The sequence below is a fragment of the Polynucleobacter sp. AP-Kaivos-20-H2 genome, from assembly GCF_018882215.1.
Lineage (GTDB): Bacteria > Pseudomonadota > Gammaproteobacteria > Burkholderiales > Burkholderiaceae > Polynucleobacter.
Genome location: NZ_JACVOX010000002.1, coordinates 649,046 through 663,902, shown reverse-complemented (window position 1 = coordinate 663,902; position 14,857 = coordinate 649,046). Strand labels below are relative to the sequence as shown.

At 45.9% G+C, this 14,857-nt stretch carries 13 protein-coding genes and 1 pseudogene; all 14 read left to right on the top strand.

The window, feature by feature from the left end; genetic code table 11:
• The first annotated feature begins 2 nt into the window (after positions 1 to 2).
• The 14 genes and pseudogenes from ICE89_RS07745 (at position 3) to hisG (ending at position 14,851) form a co-directional block, all read left to right on the top strand.
• Positions 3 to 707 carry a transposase gene (locus tag ICE89_RS07745; protein ID WP_216263298.1) on the top strand — a complete coding sequence of 235 codons (705 nt, stop codon included), beginning with the start codon at positions 3 to 5 and terminating at the stop codon, positions 705 to 707.
• A 194-nt stretch (positions 708 to 901) separates the two neighbouring features.
• A complete protein-coding gene (locus ICE89_RS07740) occupies positions 902 to 5,647 on the top strand; it encodes a glutamate synthase-related protein (protein WP_216265469.1) in 4,746 nt (1,581 codons plus the stop codon).
• Between the two features lie 47 nt (positions 5,648 to 5,694).
• Positions 5,695 to 7,158 (top strand): glutamate synthase subunit beta, encoded by a 1,464-nt coding sequence (locus ICE89_RS07735; protein ID WP_216265468.1) that lies wholly within the window; start codon positions 5,695 to 5,697, stop codon positions 7,156 to 7,158.
• A 10-nt stretch (positions 7,159 to 7,168) separates the two neighbouring features.
• Positions 7,169 to 8,023: an ABC transporter ATP-binding protein gene (locus ICE89_RS07730; RefSeq protein ID WP_216265467.1), complete on the top strand. Its 855-nt coding sequence runs from the start codon at positions 7,169 to 7,171 to the stop codon at positions 8,021 to 8,023.
• Positions 8,020 to 8,808, top strand: coding sequence for a lipid asymmetry maintenance ABC transporter permease subunit MlaE (gene mlaE / locus ICE89_RS07725; protein ID WP_216265466.1), 789 nt, complete (start codon positions 8,020 to 8,022; stop codon positions 8,806 to 8,808). The genes ICE89_RS07730 and mlaE overlap by 4 nt, the downstream gene beginning before the upstream one ends.
• Before the next feature lie 21 nt (positions 8,809 to 8,829).
• Positions 8,830 to 9,312, top strand: coding sequence for an outer membrane lipid asymmetry maintenance protein MlaD (mlaD, locus tag ICE89_RS07720; protein WP_215321296.1), 483 nt, complete (start codon positions 8,830 to 8,832; stop codon positions 9,310 to 9,312).
• Positions 9,309 to 10,061, top strand: coding sequence for a VacJ family lipoprotein (locus ICE89_RS07715; protein ID WP_255558754.1), 753 nt, complete (start codon positions 9,309 to 9,311; stop codon positions 10,059 to 10,061). Before mlaD ends, ICE89_RS07715 begins: the two co-directional genes overlap by 4 nt.
• A 69-nt stretch (positions 10,062 to 10,130) precedes the next feature.
• Entirely contained in the window at positions 10,131 to 10,772 is a 642-nt protein-coding gene (locus ICE89_RS07710) for a phospholipid-binding protein MlaC (RefSeq protein WP_216265465.1), read from the top strand.
• Between the two features lie 18 nt (positions 10,773 to 10,790).
• A complete protein-coding gene (locus ICE89_RS07705; protein ID WP_216265464.1) occupies positions 10,791 to 11,048 on the top strand; it encodes a lipid asymmetry maintenance protein MlaB in 258 nt (85 codons plus the stop codon).
• A gap of 5 nt (positions 11,049 to 11,053) precedes the next feature.
• Positions 11,054 to 11,737 (top strand): annotated as a pseudogene (locus ICE89_RS07700) (ABC transporter ATP-binding protein); the annotation flags it as partial.
• A gap of 65 nt (positions 11,738 to 11,802) precedes the next feature.
• Complete coding sequence (locus ICE89_RS07695; protein WP_216265463.1) at positions 11,803 to 12,591, top strand: ABC transporter permease; 789 nt, start codon at positions 11,803 to 11,805, stop codon at positions 12,589 to 12,591.
• 33 nt (positions 12,592 to 12,624) lie between these two features.
• Positions 12,625 to 12,873 carry a BolA family protein gene (locus tag ICE89_RS07690; protein WP_215358855.1) on the top strand — a complete coding sequence of 83 codons (249 nt, stop codon included), beginning with the start codon at positions 12,625 to 12,627 and terminating at the stop codon, positions 12,871 to 12,873.
• Between the two features lie 56 nt (positions 12,874 to 12,929).
• On the top strand, positions 12,930 to 14,204 hold the full coding sequence (murA, locus tag ICE89_RS07685; RefSeq protein WP_216265462.1) for a UDP-N-acetylglucosamine 1-carboxyvinyltransferase: 1,275 nt from the start codon (positions 12,930 to 12,932) through the stop codon (positions 14,202 to 14,204).
• A 20-nt stretch (positions 14,205 to 14,224) separates the two neighbouring features.
• The gene (hisG, locus tag ICE89_RS07680) at positions 14,225 to 14,851 is read left to right on the top strand and encodes an ATP phosphoribosyltransferase (RefSeq protein WP_216265461.1); all 627 of its coding nucleotides are present in this window, start codon (positions 14,225 to 14,227) and stop codon (positions 14,849 to 14,851) included.
• Positions 14,852 to 14,857 lie beyond the last annotated feature (6 nt).

Sequence of the window (14,857 nt, the reverse complement as noted above, 5' to 3'; positions counted from 1 at the left end):
ACATGGCACGGCAAGCTCGCACAGTAATACCAGGCCAAGCAATGCATGTGATGGTCCGCGGCAATAATCGTGAAACTATTTTCTTTGCCGATGAAGATCGTCGCACTTATCTAGAGTGGCTGCGTGAAGCTGCTAGGCAGTTTGGTTGTGCTGTACATGCGTTTGCTTTAATGCCCAACCATGTGCATTTACTTATGACTCCCCAAAGTGAAGATTCGCTTGCGAAAACAATGCAGTCTCTAGGCCGCCGTTATGCCCAATACTTCAATCAACAGCACCGCCGCTCTGGAACTATTTGGGAGGGGCGCTATCGCTCGTCTTTGATTGACCCAGATTATTTTTTACGCTGCCAGCGTTATATAGAGCTCAATCCGGTGAGATCTGGTTATGAATCTCATCCCCAAAGCTCTACATGGACTAGTTTTGCAACCCACATTGGTGGCAATGCGGAGCCTTGGTTGGTAGATCATCAGCATTTTTGGAGGTTGGGTAATACCCCTTTTGAGAGGCAGATGAGCTGGTCGAACTTTGTAAAAGAGGGCGCGCCCCACTGGGAAGACCGCCAAATCACAGAATCTCTATTGCGATCCAAGCCTTGGGTCAGTGATATTTATGCCAAAAAGCTCTTTAAAGATGCTCCGGAGCTTGCATTAATTCGCCACCGTGGGCGTCCTAGAAAATTTAATATATTAAATTCAAGCACTTAGGTAATTAATAGTTTCCCTATACCCCAAATAGGGTATTGAGAATTACGACTCTGTCCCCATATATAGAATTCATATTGGTGCGACATCAAAATAAATGGGACAGACTCATTTTATTTCTATTGCATCGGTATGGGTATTCACCTATATTGGATCCTCCAAAAGTAATTAGGCCTTTGTCGCCCCTCGGAAATACTATGACTACAAAATTAAATACAGATCTTCGCCCTATCGCTCAAGGTTTATATGACCCTAGTAATGAGCATGACGCTTGCGGCGTAGGATTCGTTGCACATATCAAAGGTAAGAAATCTCATGAGATCGTTTCTCAGGGTTTACAGATCCTTGAGAATTTAGATCACCGGGGAGCAGTTGGTGCTGATCCGTTAATGGGCGATGGCGCTGGTATCTTGATTCAGATCCCAGATACTTTGTATCGCGAAGAAATGGCTAAGCAAGGCGTGACTTTGCCACCATTAGGTGAGTATGGCGTTGGCATGATTTTCTTGCCGAAAGAGCATGCTTCCCGTTTGGCATGCGAACAGGAATTAGAGCGCACTGTGCGCTTAGAGGGCCAAGTTGTTTTAGGTTGGAGAGATGTTCCAGTAGATGTGAAATTGCCGATGTCTCCAACAGTACAAATGACAGAGCCATTTATCCGTCAAATTTTTATTGGCCGTGGCCGCGACATCATGACAACGGATGCGCTAGAGCGTAAGTTGTATGTGATTCGCAAAACAGCAAGTCATGCAATTCAAGATTTGCATTTAAAGCACGGTAAAGAATATTTCGTTGCATCAATGTCCGCTAGAACCATTGTTTACAAGGGTTTGCTGTTAGCCAATCAAGTGGGCGCTTATTACCAAGACTTGCAAGACAAGCGCACTGTATCCGCGCTTGCTTTGGTGCATCAGCGTTTCTCCACCAACACTTTCCCTGCGTGGGAATTGGCGCATCCGTATCGCATGATTGCGCACAATGGTGAGATCAACACTGTTAAGGGTAACGTCAATTGGGTCAATGCACGCGAGGGTGCGATTAGCTCCCCAGTGCTTGGTGATGACCTACAAAAACTCTGGCCATTAATTTATCCAGGTCAGTCAGACACTGCGTGTTTTGATAACTGTCTAGAGTTGCTGGTGATGTCTGGCTACCCATTAGCTCAAGCCATGATGATGATGATTCCTGAGGCATGGGAACAGCACGCATTGATGGATGACAATCGCCGTGCTTTCTACGAATACCACGCAGCCATGATGGAGCCATGGGATGGACCTGCGGCGATGGCATTTACTGATGGTCGTCAAATTGGCGCAACCTTGGACCGCAACGGTTTGCGTCCAGCACGTTATTACGTAACTGATGATGATTTGGTCATCATGGGTTCTGAAGCTGGTGTATTGCCAATTCCTGAGAGCAAGATCGTTCAAAAATGGCGTTTGCAGCCAGGCAAGATGTTCATGATCGACATGGAGCAAGGTCGCATCATTGATGACATTGAATTAAAGGATGCGGTATCTAAAGCTAAGCCATATAAGAGTTGGATCGATGCAGTTCGTGTGAAGCTTGATGAGGTTGATGCTAGCAAGGCAGACTTAATTGATGAGAAAACGACTATTCGTCCAGCAGCTAAATTATTAGACCGTCAACAGGCATTTGGTTATACGCAAGAAGACATCAAATTCTTGATGGCTCCAATGGCCATGAATGGTGAAGAGGCTATTGGTTCAATGGGTAATGACAGCCCATTGGCTGTTCTTTCTAATAAGGACAAGCCTCTCTATAACTACTTTAAGCAATTATTTGCGCAGGTGACCAATCCTCCAATCGACTCGATTCGCGAGAATATGGTGATGTCCTTAGTTTCTTTCATTGGGCCTAAGCCTAATTTGTTGGATACCAATAACATCAACCCACCAATGCGTTTAGAGGTTAGTCAGCCAATTTTGGATTTTGATGACATCACCAAGATTCGCCACATTGGTCACTACACTAACGGCAAGTTCCGCTCTTACGAATTGGATATTTGCTATCCAGCCTCATGGGGCAAAGCTGGCATTGAGGCTCGCTTGGCATCTTTGTGCGCTGAGGCTGCAGATGCCGTACGTTCTGGCTACAACATTTTGATCGTGAGTGATCGTCAAGTTGATGAGAAGCATGTCGCCATCCCGGCTTTGCTGGCAACTTCTGCTATCCATCAGCATTTGGTGCAAAAAGGTTTGCGCACTAGCGTTGGCTTAGTAGTTGAAACTGGCAGTGCACGTGAGACTCATCACTTTGCACTCTTGGCTGGTTATGGTGCAGAAGCGATTCATCCATACCTCGCTATGGAAACCTTAGCTGAAATGGCTAAAGGATTGTCTGGAGATTTATCTGCTGAAAAAGCAGTGAAGAACTTTGTAAAAGCTGTAGGTAAGGGTCTTCAAAAAGTCATGTCCAAAATGGGCATCTCTACCTATATGTCTTACACCGGCTCACAGATTTTTGAAGCGATTGGTTTAAATCACGACATCATTGATCAATACTTCAAAGGTACTCCATCAAACGTGGGCGGTATCGGCGTATTTGAAGTGGCTGAAGAAGCTTTACGTATGCACACGGCTGCATTTGGTAACGATCCAGTTTTAACCAATATGCTTGATGCTGGCGGTGAATATGCTTTCCGTATTCGTGGTGAGAATCATATGTGGACTCCAGATACGATTGCGAAGTTGCAACACTCCACACGAATTGGTGCTGAGAAGGGCTATCAGACTTATAAAGAGTATGCCAACATCATCAATGATCAAACCAAGCGTCAAATGACTTTGCGTGGTTTGTTTGAATTCAAGCTCGATCCAGCAAAAGCGATTCCATTGGATGAAGTGGAGTCTGCAAAAGAAATCGTTAAGCGTTTTGCAACGGGCGCGATGTCCTTAGGTTCTATCTCTACAGAAGCCCATGCTACTTTGGCCATCGCTATGAACCGTATCGGCGGTAAGTCCAATACTGGTGAGGGTGGCGAAGATCCAAATCGTTATGTGAACGAGCTTAAAGGTATCCCAATCAAAAAAGGTGAGACTTTAGCCAGCATCCTGGGTAGTGATGTAGTGGAAGCCAATATTCCATTGTTGGACGGCGACTCATTGCGCTCCAAGATTAAACAAGTTGCTTCTGGTCGTTTTGGTGTGACTACAGAGTATTTGCGCTCTGCAGATCAGATTCAGATCAAAATGGCCCAAGGCGCTAAGCCTGGGGAAGGTGGTCAGTTGCCTGGTGGAAAAGTATCCGATTACATTGGTAAGTTGCGTTTCTCTGTGCCGGGTGTAGGTTTGATTTCTCCCCCTCCGCATCATGATATTTATTCGATTGAGGATATTGCTCAACTGATTCATGACTTGAAGAACGTTAATCCAAAGGCTGACGTTTCTGTGAAGTTGGTATCTGAAGTGGGCGTTGGAACTATTGCTGCTGGTGTGGCAAAAGCTAAGGCAGACCACGTTGTGATCGCTGGTCATGATGGTGGTACTGGTGCATCTCCGCTGTCTTCAATCAAGCACGCTGGCTCCCCATGGGAGTTGGGCTTAGCTGAAACACAGCAAACATTGGTTCTCAATGGTTTGCGCAGCCGTATTCGCGTTCAGGCTGACGGCCAGATGAAAACAGGCCGTGACGTAGTGATCGGCGCTTTGTTAGGTGCGGATGAGTTTGGTTTTGCGACAGCGCCATTGGTGGTTGAGGGTTGCATCATGATGCGTAAGTGTCATCTAAATACTTGCCCAGTTGGTGTTGCAACCCAGGATCCAGAATTGCGTAAAAAATTCTCAGGCAAACCTGAGCATGTGGTGAATTTCTTTTTCTTTATTGCTGAGGAAGCTCGCGAGATAATGGCGCAACTCGGCATTCGCAAGTTTGATGACTTAATTGGTCGCGTTGATTTGTTAGATACCCGTAAAGGCATTGAAAACTGGAAAGTGCACGGCTTGGATTTCAGCAAGATATTCGCTGAACCACAAGTAGCAAGCGAAGTGCCGCGTTACCAAGTGTTAACTCAAGATCACGGCCTAGCTAGTGCGCTTGACAACATCTTGATCGAGAAGAGTGAGCCCGCATTAGAGCGTGGTGAGAAGGTTTCCTTTATTGTTCCGGTGAAGAACGTGAACCGTACCGTAGGCGCAATGCTCTCTGGAGAAGTTGCGCAGCGTTATGGTCACGCAGGCTTACCGGATGACACGATTCATATTCAATTGAATGGCACAGCCGGTCAAAGCTTTGCAGCCTTCTTGTCACGCGGTATCACATTAGACTTGGTTGGCGACGGCAATGACTACGTTGGCAAAGGTTTATCGGGCGGGCGCGTAATTGTTCGTGCTCCTCATGAGTTCCGTGGTGACACCGCCAAGAACATCATTGTTGGTAATACCGTTCTCTATGGCGCAATTGCTGGTGAGGCCTTCTTTAATGGCGTAGCTGGTGAGCGTTTCGCAGTTCGTAACTCTGGCGCTACAACGGTTGTTGAAGGTACTGGTGACCATGGTTGTGAGTACATGACTGGTGGAACAGTGGTTGTATTAGGTGCCACAGGCCGTAACTTTGCTGCAGGTATGAGCGGTGGTATTGCTTACGTTTACGACGAGGATGGATTGTTTGATAAGCGTTGCAACACTAGTATGGCGACTTTGGAAAAAGTACTGCCTTCTGGTGAGCAGATCGCTAAGATGCCAAAGTCTGAATGGCATGCTCCTGTTGATGTGAAGGATGGCGGTGAACGTTTAACCGACGAGCAAATTTTGAAGGGCTTGATTGAGCGTCATTTCCGTCATACCGGCTCTGAGCGTGCTAAAGCACTATTGGCTGATTGGGAAAATGCGCGTGGTCGTTTTGTGAAGGTTCTTCCAACTGAGTACAAACGTGCTCTAGGTGAATTGTGGGAAAAAGCTCAGAACAAAACCGTTGCGGCATAAGCCAGTTAATTAATAAAGACATTAAGAAAAGATACTAAGGATTCGATATGGGTAAGGTCACTGGATTTATGGAGTTTGAGCGCGTCGGTGAGACGTACGAAGCACCGGTTAAGCGCCTCCATCATTACAAAGAGTTTGTTGCTGCTTTAACTGATGAAGAAGCCAAGGTTCAGGGTGCACGTTGTATGGATTGCGGTATCCCGTTCTGTAATAACGGCTGCCCAGTTAACAACATCATTCCTGATTTCAATGACTTGGTATTTCATAATGATTGGAAGAACGCATTAGATGTTTTGCAATCAACTAATAACTTTCCAGAATTCACAGGTCGTATTTGCCCTGCACCTTGCGAGGCTGCTTGTACTTTAGGAATCAATAGTTCTGCAGTTGGTATCAAATCTATTGAGCACGCCATTATTGATAAAGGCTGGGAAAATGGTTGGGTTAAACCGCAACCATCTAAAACTAAGACTGGTAAAAAAATCGCAGTAGTTGGTGGCGGCCCAGCGGGTATGGCGGCTGCACAGCAATTGGCTCGCGTTGGTCATGACGTAACTGTATTTGAAAAGAATGATCGTGTTGGCGGCTTACTGCGTTACGGCATTCCTGATTTCAAGATGGAAAAATGGTTAATTGATCGCCGCGTAGAACAGATGCAGGCTGAAGGCGTGAAATTTGAGACCGGTGTTTTCGTTGGTAAAGAGGCGATTGGCGCCGAAGTAAAAAATTACTCCAATAAGACAGTTTCCCCTGAGCAGTTGATGAAAGACTTTGATGCGGTAGTAATCACCGGCGGGGCAGAGCAGCCACGTGATTTGCCGGTGCCAGGTCGTGAGTTAGCTGGTGTGCACTATGCGTTGGAATTCTTGATTCCACAGAATAAAGAAAATGCTGGCGACTTCAAAAATGAAATTCGTGCAACCGATAAGCATGTAGTCGTTATCGGTGGTGGTGATACGGGTTCTGATTGTGTGGGTACTTCAAATCGCCATGGCGCAACCAAGATTACTCAGTTCGAATTACTCCCACAGCCGCCAGAAGAAGAAAACAAGCCTTTGGTATGGCCCTATTGGCCAACGAAGCTGCGCACATCTTCTTCTCATGAAGAAGGTTGCGATCGTGACTGGTCCGTAGGAACCAAACGTTTTGAAGGTAAAAACGGCAAAGTTGAGAAACTGATTGGTGTTCGTTTGGAGTGGAAAGACGGCAAGATGTCAGAAGTTCCTAACTCCGAATTCGAGATCAAGGCGGATTTAGTGCTCTTGGCGATGGGCTTTGTCTCTCCAGTTCAGCAGGTACTAAATGCATTTGGCGTTGAGAAAGATGCTCGCGGCAATGCAAAAGCAACTGTAGATGGTCAAAATGCCTATCAAACGAATATTCCCAAGGTGTTTGCCGCCGGTGATATGCGTCGTGGACAGTCTTTGGTGGTTTGGGCAATTCGTGAGGGTCGTCAATGTGCCCAGGCAGTAGACCAGTATTTAATGGGGTCATCTGTTTTACCCCGATAATAAGGGGGATATGAACAGTGGCCAACCCAACTCCTTGGATGTAAATAAGCAAGCTGCAGTTGAAGTTGTCGTCTCTATTAAAGACGTCAACTTTTCCTATGCTCCAGGTGAGCGGCAAATTCTTTCGGGACTCAATATGGAGTTTCGGCGTGGCCAGGTAGTGGCCGTGATGGGCGGCTCAGGATGTGGCAAGACCACTATCCTGCGATTAATCGGTGGGCAATTTAATGCTCAATCAGGTCAAGTTCTATTTGAAGGTCAAGACATTGGCAGGATGAATGGTGCCGATTTGATGGCCGCACGTCGTCGTATGGGAATGCTTTTTCAGTTTGGCGCTTTGTTTACCGATCTGAGTGTTTTTGAAAACGTTGCCTTTCCACTTCGCGAACATACAGATCTCAGTGAAGAATTATTGCGTTCATTAGTGTTGATGAAACTCAATGCAGTGGGTTTACGCGGCGCGCGCGATTTAATGCCTTCTCAAATTTCGGGTGGCATGGCACGACGTGTTGCGCTTGCTAGAGCGATTGCTCTAGATCCACCGCTCATCATGTATGACGAGCCATTTGCTGGCCTAGATCCTATTTCCCTTGGTATTACAGCGCGCCTCATTCGTGATCTGAATACTGCCCTGGGAGCCACAAGTTTATTAGTTACCCACGATGTTGAAGAGACTTTTGCCATTGCTGATTATGTGTATTTCATAGCGAATGGCCGCATTGGCGCGGAAGGAACTCCTGAGGAATTGAGTCGCTCAACAGATCCTTTTGTCAGACAATTTTTAGATGCTGCTCCAGATGGTCCTGTGCCATTCCATTATCCAGGCACAAGCCTGGAAGAAGACTTTGGAGTGCAGGCACCATGAATTCACTCCTAAATTTATTTGGCGATCTTGGATTCTTTGTACGTCGAAATTTAAGCAGCCTTGGTTTAGCTGCTCGCATGTTTGCAGCAGTGATCGTACGCTCGGGATTCTTGCTCAAAAGACCCCGTTTGGTGATTGATCAAATTCTGTTTGTTGGCAATCATTCTTTTGTGATCATTGCAGTCTCAGGATTATTTGTTGGCTTCGTCTTGGGTTTGCAGGGTTACTACACCTTAAATCGTTATGGTTCAGAACAAGCACTTGGCCTATTGGTTGCCCTCTCGCTAACTCGTGAGTTAGGTCCCGTGATTACCGCTTTATTGTTTGCTGGTAGAGCTGGCACTTCCTTAACTGCTGAGATTGGTCTGATGAAGGCTGGAGAACAATTGACTGCGATGGAGATGATGGCAGTAGATCCATTGGGCCGCGTGATTGCGCCTCGACTATGGGCAGGCATTATTTCTATGCCAATTTTGGCAACCATCTTTACAGCGGTAGGTGTTTTGGGCGGCTATCTTGTTGGTGTGCCTTTGATTGGGGTTGACTCAGGCGCCTTCTGGTCGCAGATGCAAGGCGGAGTTGATCTGTTTTCGGATATTGGGAATGGCTTGATTAAAAGCATGGTGTTTGGTGTAGCCGTCACTTTTATTGCCCTTTATCAGGGTTATGAATCCAAGCCTACACCTGAAGGCGTTTCGCAGGCCACTACTCGTACGGTGGTGATCTCTTCTTTATCGGTTTTAGCATTGGATTTCTTGCTAACCGCGATGATGTTCTCAAATTAGAAAGAATAAACTGGGGCCCTTATGAGAAAAAGTGCAATTGATGTCTGGGTAGGAATCTTTGTTGCCATTGGTTTACTGGCAGCCCTCTTTCTCGCGCTGAAAGTTGGCAATATGAATGCAGTGTCATTCGCGCCAACATACAAAATTTCTGCACGCTTTGACAATATCGGCGGCCTCAAGCCTCGCGCACCAGTTAAAAGTGCTGGTGTTGTGGTCGGCAGAATTGCCAATATTTCCTTCGACGACAAAACATATCAAGCAACTGTGGTGATGACTATTGAAGACTCCTATAAGTTTCCGAAGGACTCTTCTGCAAAGATTTTGACATCCGGCTTATTGGGTGAGCAATACATTGGTCTTGAGGCAGGCGGCTCAGATGATATGTTGACCAATGGAGAAAAGATTGCGCAGACACAATCAGCCATTGTTTTGGAAAATTTGATTAGCCAATTCCTTTACAACAAAGCAGCAGATAGCGGTCAAGAAAAGGGCGCAGCAAAATGATGTTGTTTCTGTTGCGCAAACTCAAGACAGCAATCTTGTTTGGTTTGATCGCAATCATGGTTGGCTGTGCATCCATTCCTGCTGGCGTAGAGCGCTCTCCCCAAGATCCTTGGGAGCCATTCAATCGTTCAGTCTTTGAATTTAATGAAGGCTTAGATGCCTATCTTCTTAAGCCTGTAGTTACAGGCTATCGCTTTGTATTGCCTGAATTTATACGCGATGGAATTTATAACTTCTTTAGTAACTACAACGACATTTACACTGCCCTGTTTAACTTGTTGCAGGGTAAGCCAGACTATGCCTTTAACGACTTCATGCGCGTAGTGGTCAACACAACAATGGGCTTGGGGGGACTCTTGGATCTAGCAACTCCTGGTGGACTGGAAAAGCATAAGGAAGATTGGGGTCAAACTTTAGGCGTTTGGGGTGTGCCTTCTGGGCCTTATGTAGTCTTACCTTTCTTTGGTCCAAGCAATGTGCGCGATACTTTTGGTACGGTAGCGGATTTAGAGTCAGACTATCTATTTAGTTTTGTGAAGGATATTGGTCTGCGAAACAGTATTACTGGTTTGCGCGTAGTGAACGCACGCAATACGTATTACGAGGCTGGCGATTTGTTGGATGGCGCTGCAATTGATAAGTACAGCTTTATGCGTGATGCGTATATTCAGAGACGCGCTTATCAAATCAATGAGGGCCGAGATGATGAAGAGCCTCAGATGCCGGTTTATGAGAATCCATACCAATAAGCAATTCAGTAATACAGTATCAAGCGGCTAGTATCAGCCTCAATTTAGATAAAGACAGTAGGTGGGAATATGAAAAAATTTAAACAAATCTTCGGTTATCTCTTTGCAGGGCTGCTGCTCGTATCTAACTCTGCTTTTGCTCAAACTCCTGATCAATCAACACCCCCAGATGCTTTAATCAAAATGGTCGTTTCAGATGTAATGACAACAGTGAAGTCTGATCCCGACATTCAAAAGGGCAATATCCCCAAGATCGTAGATTTAGTCGAGAAGAAAATTGTTCCGTATACCGACATGCGTCGCACTACAGAAATGGCCATGGGCCCTAACTGGAAAAAGGCAACTCCTGAGCAACAGGCTCAGCTGACTTCCGAGTTTAAGAATTTGCTTATTCGTACTTACTCAGGCGCTTTGAGCCAGCTACGTGATCAAACTGTGCAATTCAAAGCTTTGCGTGCCGCGCCTGACGATAAAGAAGTGGTTGTTAAAACTGTCGTGCTTGGTCGTGGCGATCCAGTGCCTTTAGATTACCGCCTTGAGAAAACAGCTGGTGGTTGGAAGGTCTACGACATGAACATCATGGGCGTTTGGTTGGTTGAGGCTTACCGCAATCAGTTCTCTAACCAAATCAGTCAAAACGGCGTTGAAGGCTTGGTGAAGTTTTTGCAAGATCGCAATAAGCAATTAGCCACTGCTAAACCAGCCAATTAATTGATAAGTACAGATATCATGCCCTTTCTTTTGCCAAAAAAAGTGACGCAAGAAAATGCTGTGCTATTGCAGAAAGAGGGCTTATTAAATAGTCCAAGCTTGCGTTCAATAGACTGCTCAGAGTTAAAAGATTTTGACTCCACCGTACTCACCGTTTTATTGGCATGGCAAAAAAAGCTTATGGCTGATGGGCAATCCATTTCAGTGGAGCATGCACCAGCAAAGCTGAAGGTTTTGGCAGGTGTTTATGGTATTTCTTCATTGTTAGGTTTGTAATGACGATGCATCCTGCAATTTCCATTCAAAATATATCCAAGCAATACGGAGCACTTCAGGCTTTAGATGATGTTTCGTTGACCATTGAGTCAGGGGAATTTTTCGGTTTATTGGGGCCCAATGGTGCCGGCAAAACTACCTTGATTTCTATTTTGGCTGGTCTAGTGAGACCTAGCCATGGTCATGCTGCCATCATGGGTGCAGATGTTCAGAAGGGGTTTCGTGAGGCACGCCGCATGCTGGGTGTGGTTCCTCAAGAGTTGGTTTTTGATCCCTTTTTTACTGTGCGTGAAACCTTGCGTTTCCAATCCGGTTATTTTGGGATTAAAAATAACGATGCGTGGATTGAAGAGATTATGGCCAATCTTGATCTCACCTCCAAAGCGGATAGTAATATGCGTTCCTTGTCTGGCGGAATGAAGCGTCGAGTACTTGTAGCTCAGGCTTTGGTTCATAGACCACCAGTCATTATTTTGGATGAACCGACTGCCGGAGTGGATGTTGAGTTACGTCAATCCTTATGGCAATTTATTAGTCGACTAAATCAAGATGGCCATACGATTGTTCTCACTACCCATTACTTGGAAGAGGCGGAAGCTTTGTGTCAACGCATTGCCATGCTAAAACAAGGAAAAATTGTTGCTCTAGATACCACTGCTAATTTATTAAGTCGTTATGGATCTGTCAAAAAAGACGGTGAAGGTAAAACGGACTTGGAAGAAGTCTTCGTTAACATCATGTCGGGGAGCGCGCAATGAAACATGGCCTCAATCGACCTGCCCTAGAGTATGGCAGTGGTTTTCCTACCCTCTTGTTTAAAGAGGTAAAGCGCTTTTATAAAGTAGCTTTTCAGACGGTGGCCGCACCGGTGCTTACAGCGGTGCTCTACCTGATGATTTTTGGCCATGTTCTTGAGGGCAGAGAGGTCTACGGACGCTTAAGTTACACAGCCTTCTTGATTCCTGGTCTTGTAATGATGAGTGTCTTGCAAAATGCTTTTGCAAATACCTCGTCTTCTTTGATTCAATCTAAGGTCACCGGTAACTTAGTATTTGTTTTGTTGGCCCCACTAAGTCATTTCGAGTTTTACTCTGCTTATATTTTGGCTGCAGTATTTCGGGGAATTGTTGTGGGACTAGGTGTCCTATTAATTACCATTTGGTTCGCAACGCCCACTTTGGAATATCCTTTATGGATTTTGACGTTTGCTTTCTTGGGTGCAGCAATTTTGGGAAGTCTTGGCTTGATAGCCGGTATCTGGGCTGATAAATATGATCAGTTGGCGGCTTTTCAGAACTTCATCATCATGCCTGCAACGATGTTGTCAGGTGTCTTTTACTCTATTCACTCTTTACCGCCAGCGTGGCAAGTGGTGTCGCACTTCAATCCGTTCTTTTACATGATTGATGGCTTCCGTTACGGCTTTTTTGGGGTTTCAGATAACTCCCCTTGGAGCAGCCTAGTGATTGTGTTCTGCTTTTTTGTGGCGGTCTCAGTGATTGCCCTACGGCTACTGCAAAAGGGCTATAAGCTCCGCTATTAATTGTTGATACCCCAAGTTTTATTAGGAGAAGAAATGCTACCCACCCCAGAACAGATTGAAGGCTATATCAAGCAAGGGCTAGCCTGCACCCACATACAGGTTGAAGGTGATGGCCAGCACTTTTTTGCAACCATCGTGAGTCCCGAGTTTGAAGGTAAGCGTTTGGTACAGCGCCATCAATTGGTTTATGGTGCAATGGGCGATCGCATGAAAGCAGAAGTACATGCTTTATCAATTAAGGCATTTACACCTGAAGAATTTGCTCAAAATTCAGCAGCATAAAAATTACATCATTACCCATTACAAATTAACAAATAAGTTTTTACTGGAATCGTTTCATGGATAAATTACGAATGGTTGGCGGCGCTCCACTTAATGGAGAGGTAGTCATTGCTGGCGCTAAAAATGCCGCATTACCCATTCTGTGTGCTTGTCTGTTGACTGATCAGCCAGTCGTATTGCGCAATGTTCCTGATTTGCAAGACGTGCGTACTATGCTCAAGCTTTTACAAGAAATTGGCGTAACGGTCGATTTCCCAAGCGCTGGTAATCGTAGTCATATGGTATTGAATGCAGCGGTTATTAAAAGCTCAGAAGCGACTTATGAGATGGTGAAGACTATGCGTGCTTCCATCTTGGTGCTTGGCCCACTTTTGGCCAGAATGCATAGCGCTAAGGTTTCATTACCAGGGGGTTGCGCAATTGGTGCACGTCCAGTAGATCAGCACATCAAAGGCTTGAAGGCGATGGGCGCGAGTATCAAGATTAAGAGCGGCTACATTCAGGCTGAAACCAAGCCACAGTCAGATCGCCTAAAGGGCGCCTCCATTTTGACTGACATGATTACCGTAACCGGTACTGAGAATTTATTGATGGCTGCTACTTTGGCGTCGGGTACAACCATCTTAGAAAATGCTGCACGCGAGCCCGAGGTTGGTGACCTGGCTGAATTGCTTGTGAAGATGGGCGCGAAGATTTCAGGGATTGGTAGTGATCGGCTAGTGATTGAGGGGGTAGAAAAACTTCACGGTGCCGAGCATTCAGTGATTCCAGATCGCATTGAAGCAGGCACATTTCTATGTGCGGTAGCCGCCACTGGTGGCGAGATTACAGTCAAGCACTGCCGCCCAGACACTTTGGATGCTGTGATTGTTAAGTTAAAAGAGGCTGGCTTGCAAATGGAGATTGGCCCTGACTGGATTAAGGCTTCCATGCAGGGTCGACCTAAAGCAGTCAACTTCCGCACTTCTGAATACCCCGCTTTCCCGACAGATATGCAGGCGCAACTGATGACGGTCAATGCAATCGCATCGGGCAGCTCAACGATTACAGAAACGATTTTTGAAAATCGCTTTATGCACGTTCAAGAGCTCAATCGTTTGGGGGCAGACATTGCCATAGAAGGTAATACGGCGATTGCTCAGGGAGTAGAAAAGCTTTCTGGTGCGATTGTGATGGCCACCGATTTGCGAGCCTCAGCTAGCTTGGTGATTGCTGGATTGGCTGCCCAAGGAGAAACCCAAGTAGACCGCATTTACCACTTAGATCGTGGGTATGACCGCATGGAGCAGAAGTTAACCCTCTTAGGCGCCAATATTGAGCGCGTGAAGTAAGGCTGATGGATAATTGGTCCATGAAATTGACTTTAGCCCTCTCCAAAGGGCGCATCTTCGAAGAAACTGCAGAGATCTTATCCAAGGTCGGCATAGTGCCGCAGGAGGATCCTGAGAAGTCACGCAAACTCATTATTGAGACTTCTAATCCAGATGTCCGCCTGATTATTGTCCGTGCTTCAGATGTGCCCACTTATGTGCAATTTGGCGGAGCTGATTTTGGTGTTGCCGGATTGGATGTATTGATGGAAAAAGGTAGCGATGGTTTGTACGTTCCTTACGACTTGAATATTGCAAAGTGTCGGATGTCTGTGGCAGTTCGCGAAGGATTTGATTACGCTGCCGCTGTAAAACAAGGTTCTCGTTTAAAAGTTGCTACGAAGTATGTCAATTGCGCGCGTGAACACTTTGCTAATAAAGGTGTGCACATTGATACGATTCAACTGTATGGCTCAATGGAGCTCGCACCTTTGGTTGGCTTGGCAGATGCAATTGTGGATCTAGTGTCTACTGGTAATACGCTCAAAGCAAACGGCTTAGTTGAGGTTGAGCCGATTGCTGATATTAGCGCTCGCCTAGTCGTCAATCAAGCTTCATACAAACGTAAGCGTGCTCAGCTCCAACCTATTTTTGAGTTGCTGAAGTAATTAGCA

What these genes read in the sequence shown, in the direction of transcription:
- ICE89_RS07730 (WP_216265467.1), top strand. Translation starts at nt 7,169, where the DNA reads ATGAACAGTGGCCAACCCAACTCCTTGGATGTAAATAAGCAAGCTGCA.
- ICE89_RS07715 (WP_255558754.1), top strand. Translation starts at nt 9,309, where the DNA reads ATGATGTTGTTTCTGTTGCGCAAACTCAAGACAGCAATCTTGTTTGGT.
- ICE89_RS07745 (WP_216263298.1), top strand. Translation starts at nt 3, where the DNA reads ATGGCACGGCAAGCTCGCACAGTAATACCAGGCCAAGCAATGCATGTG.
- ICE89_RS07740 (WP_216265469.1), top strand. Translation starts at nt 902, where the DNA reads ATGACTACAAAATTAAATACAGATCTTCGCCCTATCGCTCAAGGTTTA.
- ICE89_RS07735 (WP_216265468.1), top strand. Translation starts at nt 5,695, where the DNA reads ATGGGTAAGGTCACTGGATTTATGGAGTTTGAGCGCGTCGGTGAGACG.
- ICE89_RS07695 (WP_216265463.1), top strand. Translation starts at nt 11,803, where the DNA reads ATGAAACATGGCCTCAATCGACCTGCCCTAGAGTATGGCAGTGGTTTT.
- ICE89_RS07705 (WP_216265464.1), top strand. Translation starts at nt 10,791, where the DNA reads ATGCCCTTTCTTTTGCCAAAAAAAGTGACGCAAGAAAATGCTGTGCTA.
- ICE89_RS07690 (WP_215358855.1), top strand. Translation starts at nt 12,625, where the DNA reads ATGCTACCCACCCCAGAACAGATTGAAGGCTATATCAAGCAAGGGCTA.
- mlaD (WP_215321296.1), top strand. Translation starts at nt 8,830, where the DNA reads ATGAGAAAAAGTGCAATTGATGTCTGGGTAGGAATCTTTGTTGCCATT.
- hisG (WP_216265461.1), top strand. Translation starts at nt 14,225, where the DNA reads ATGAAATTGACTTTAGCCCTCTCCAAAGGGCGCATCTTCGAAGAAACT.
- ICE89_RS07710 (WP_216265465.1), top strand. Translation starts at nt 10,131, where the DNA reads ATGAAAAAATTTAAACAAATCTTCGGTTATCTCTTTGCAGGGCTGCTG.
- mlaE (WP_216265466.1), top strand. Translation starts at nt 8,020, where the DNA reads ATGAATTCACTCCTAAATTTATTTGGCGATCTTGGATTCTTTGTACGT.
- murA (WP_216265462.1), top strand. Translation starts at nt 12,930, where the DNA reads ATGGATAAATTACGAATGGTTGGCGGCGCTCCACTTAATGGAGAGGTA.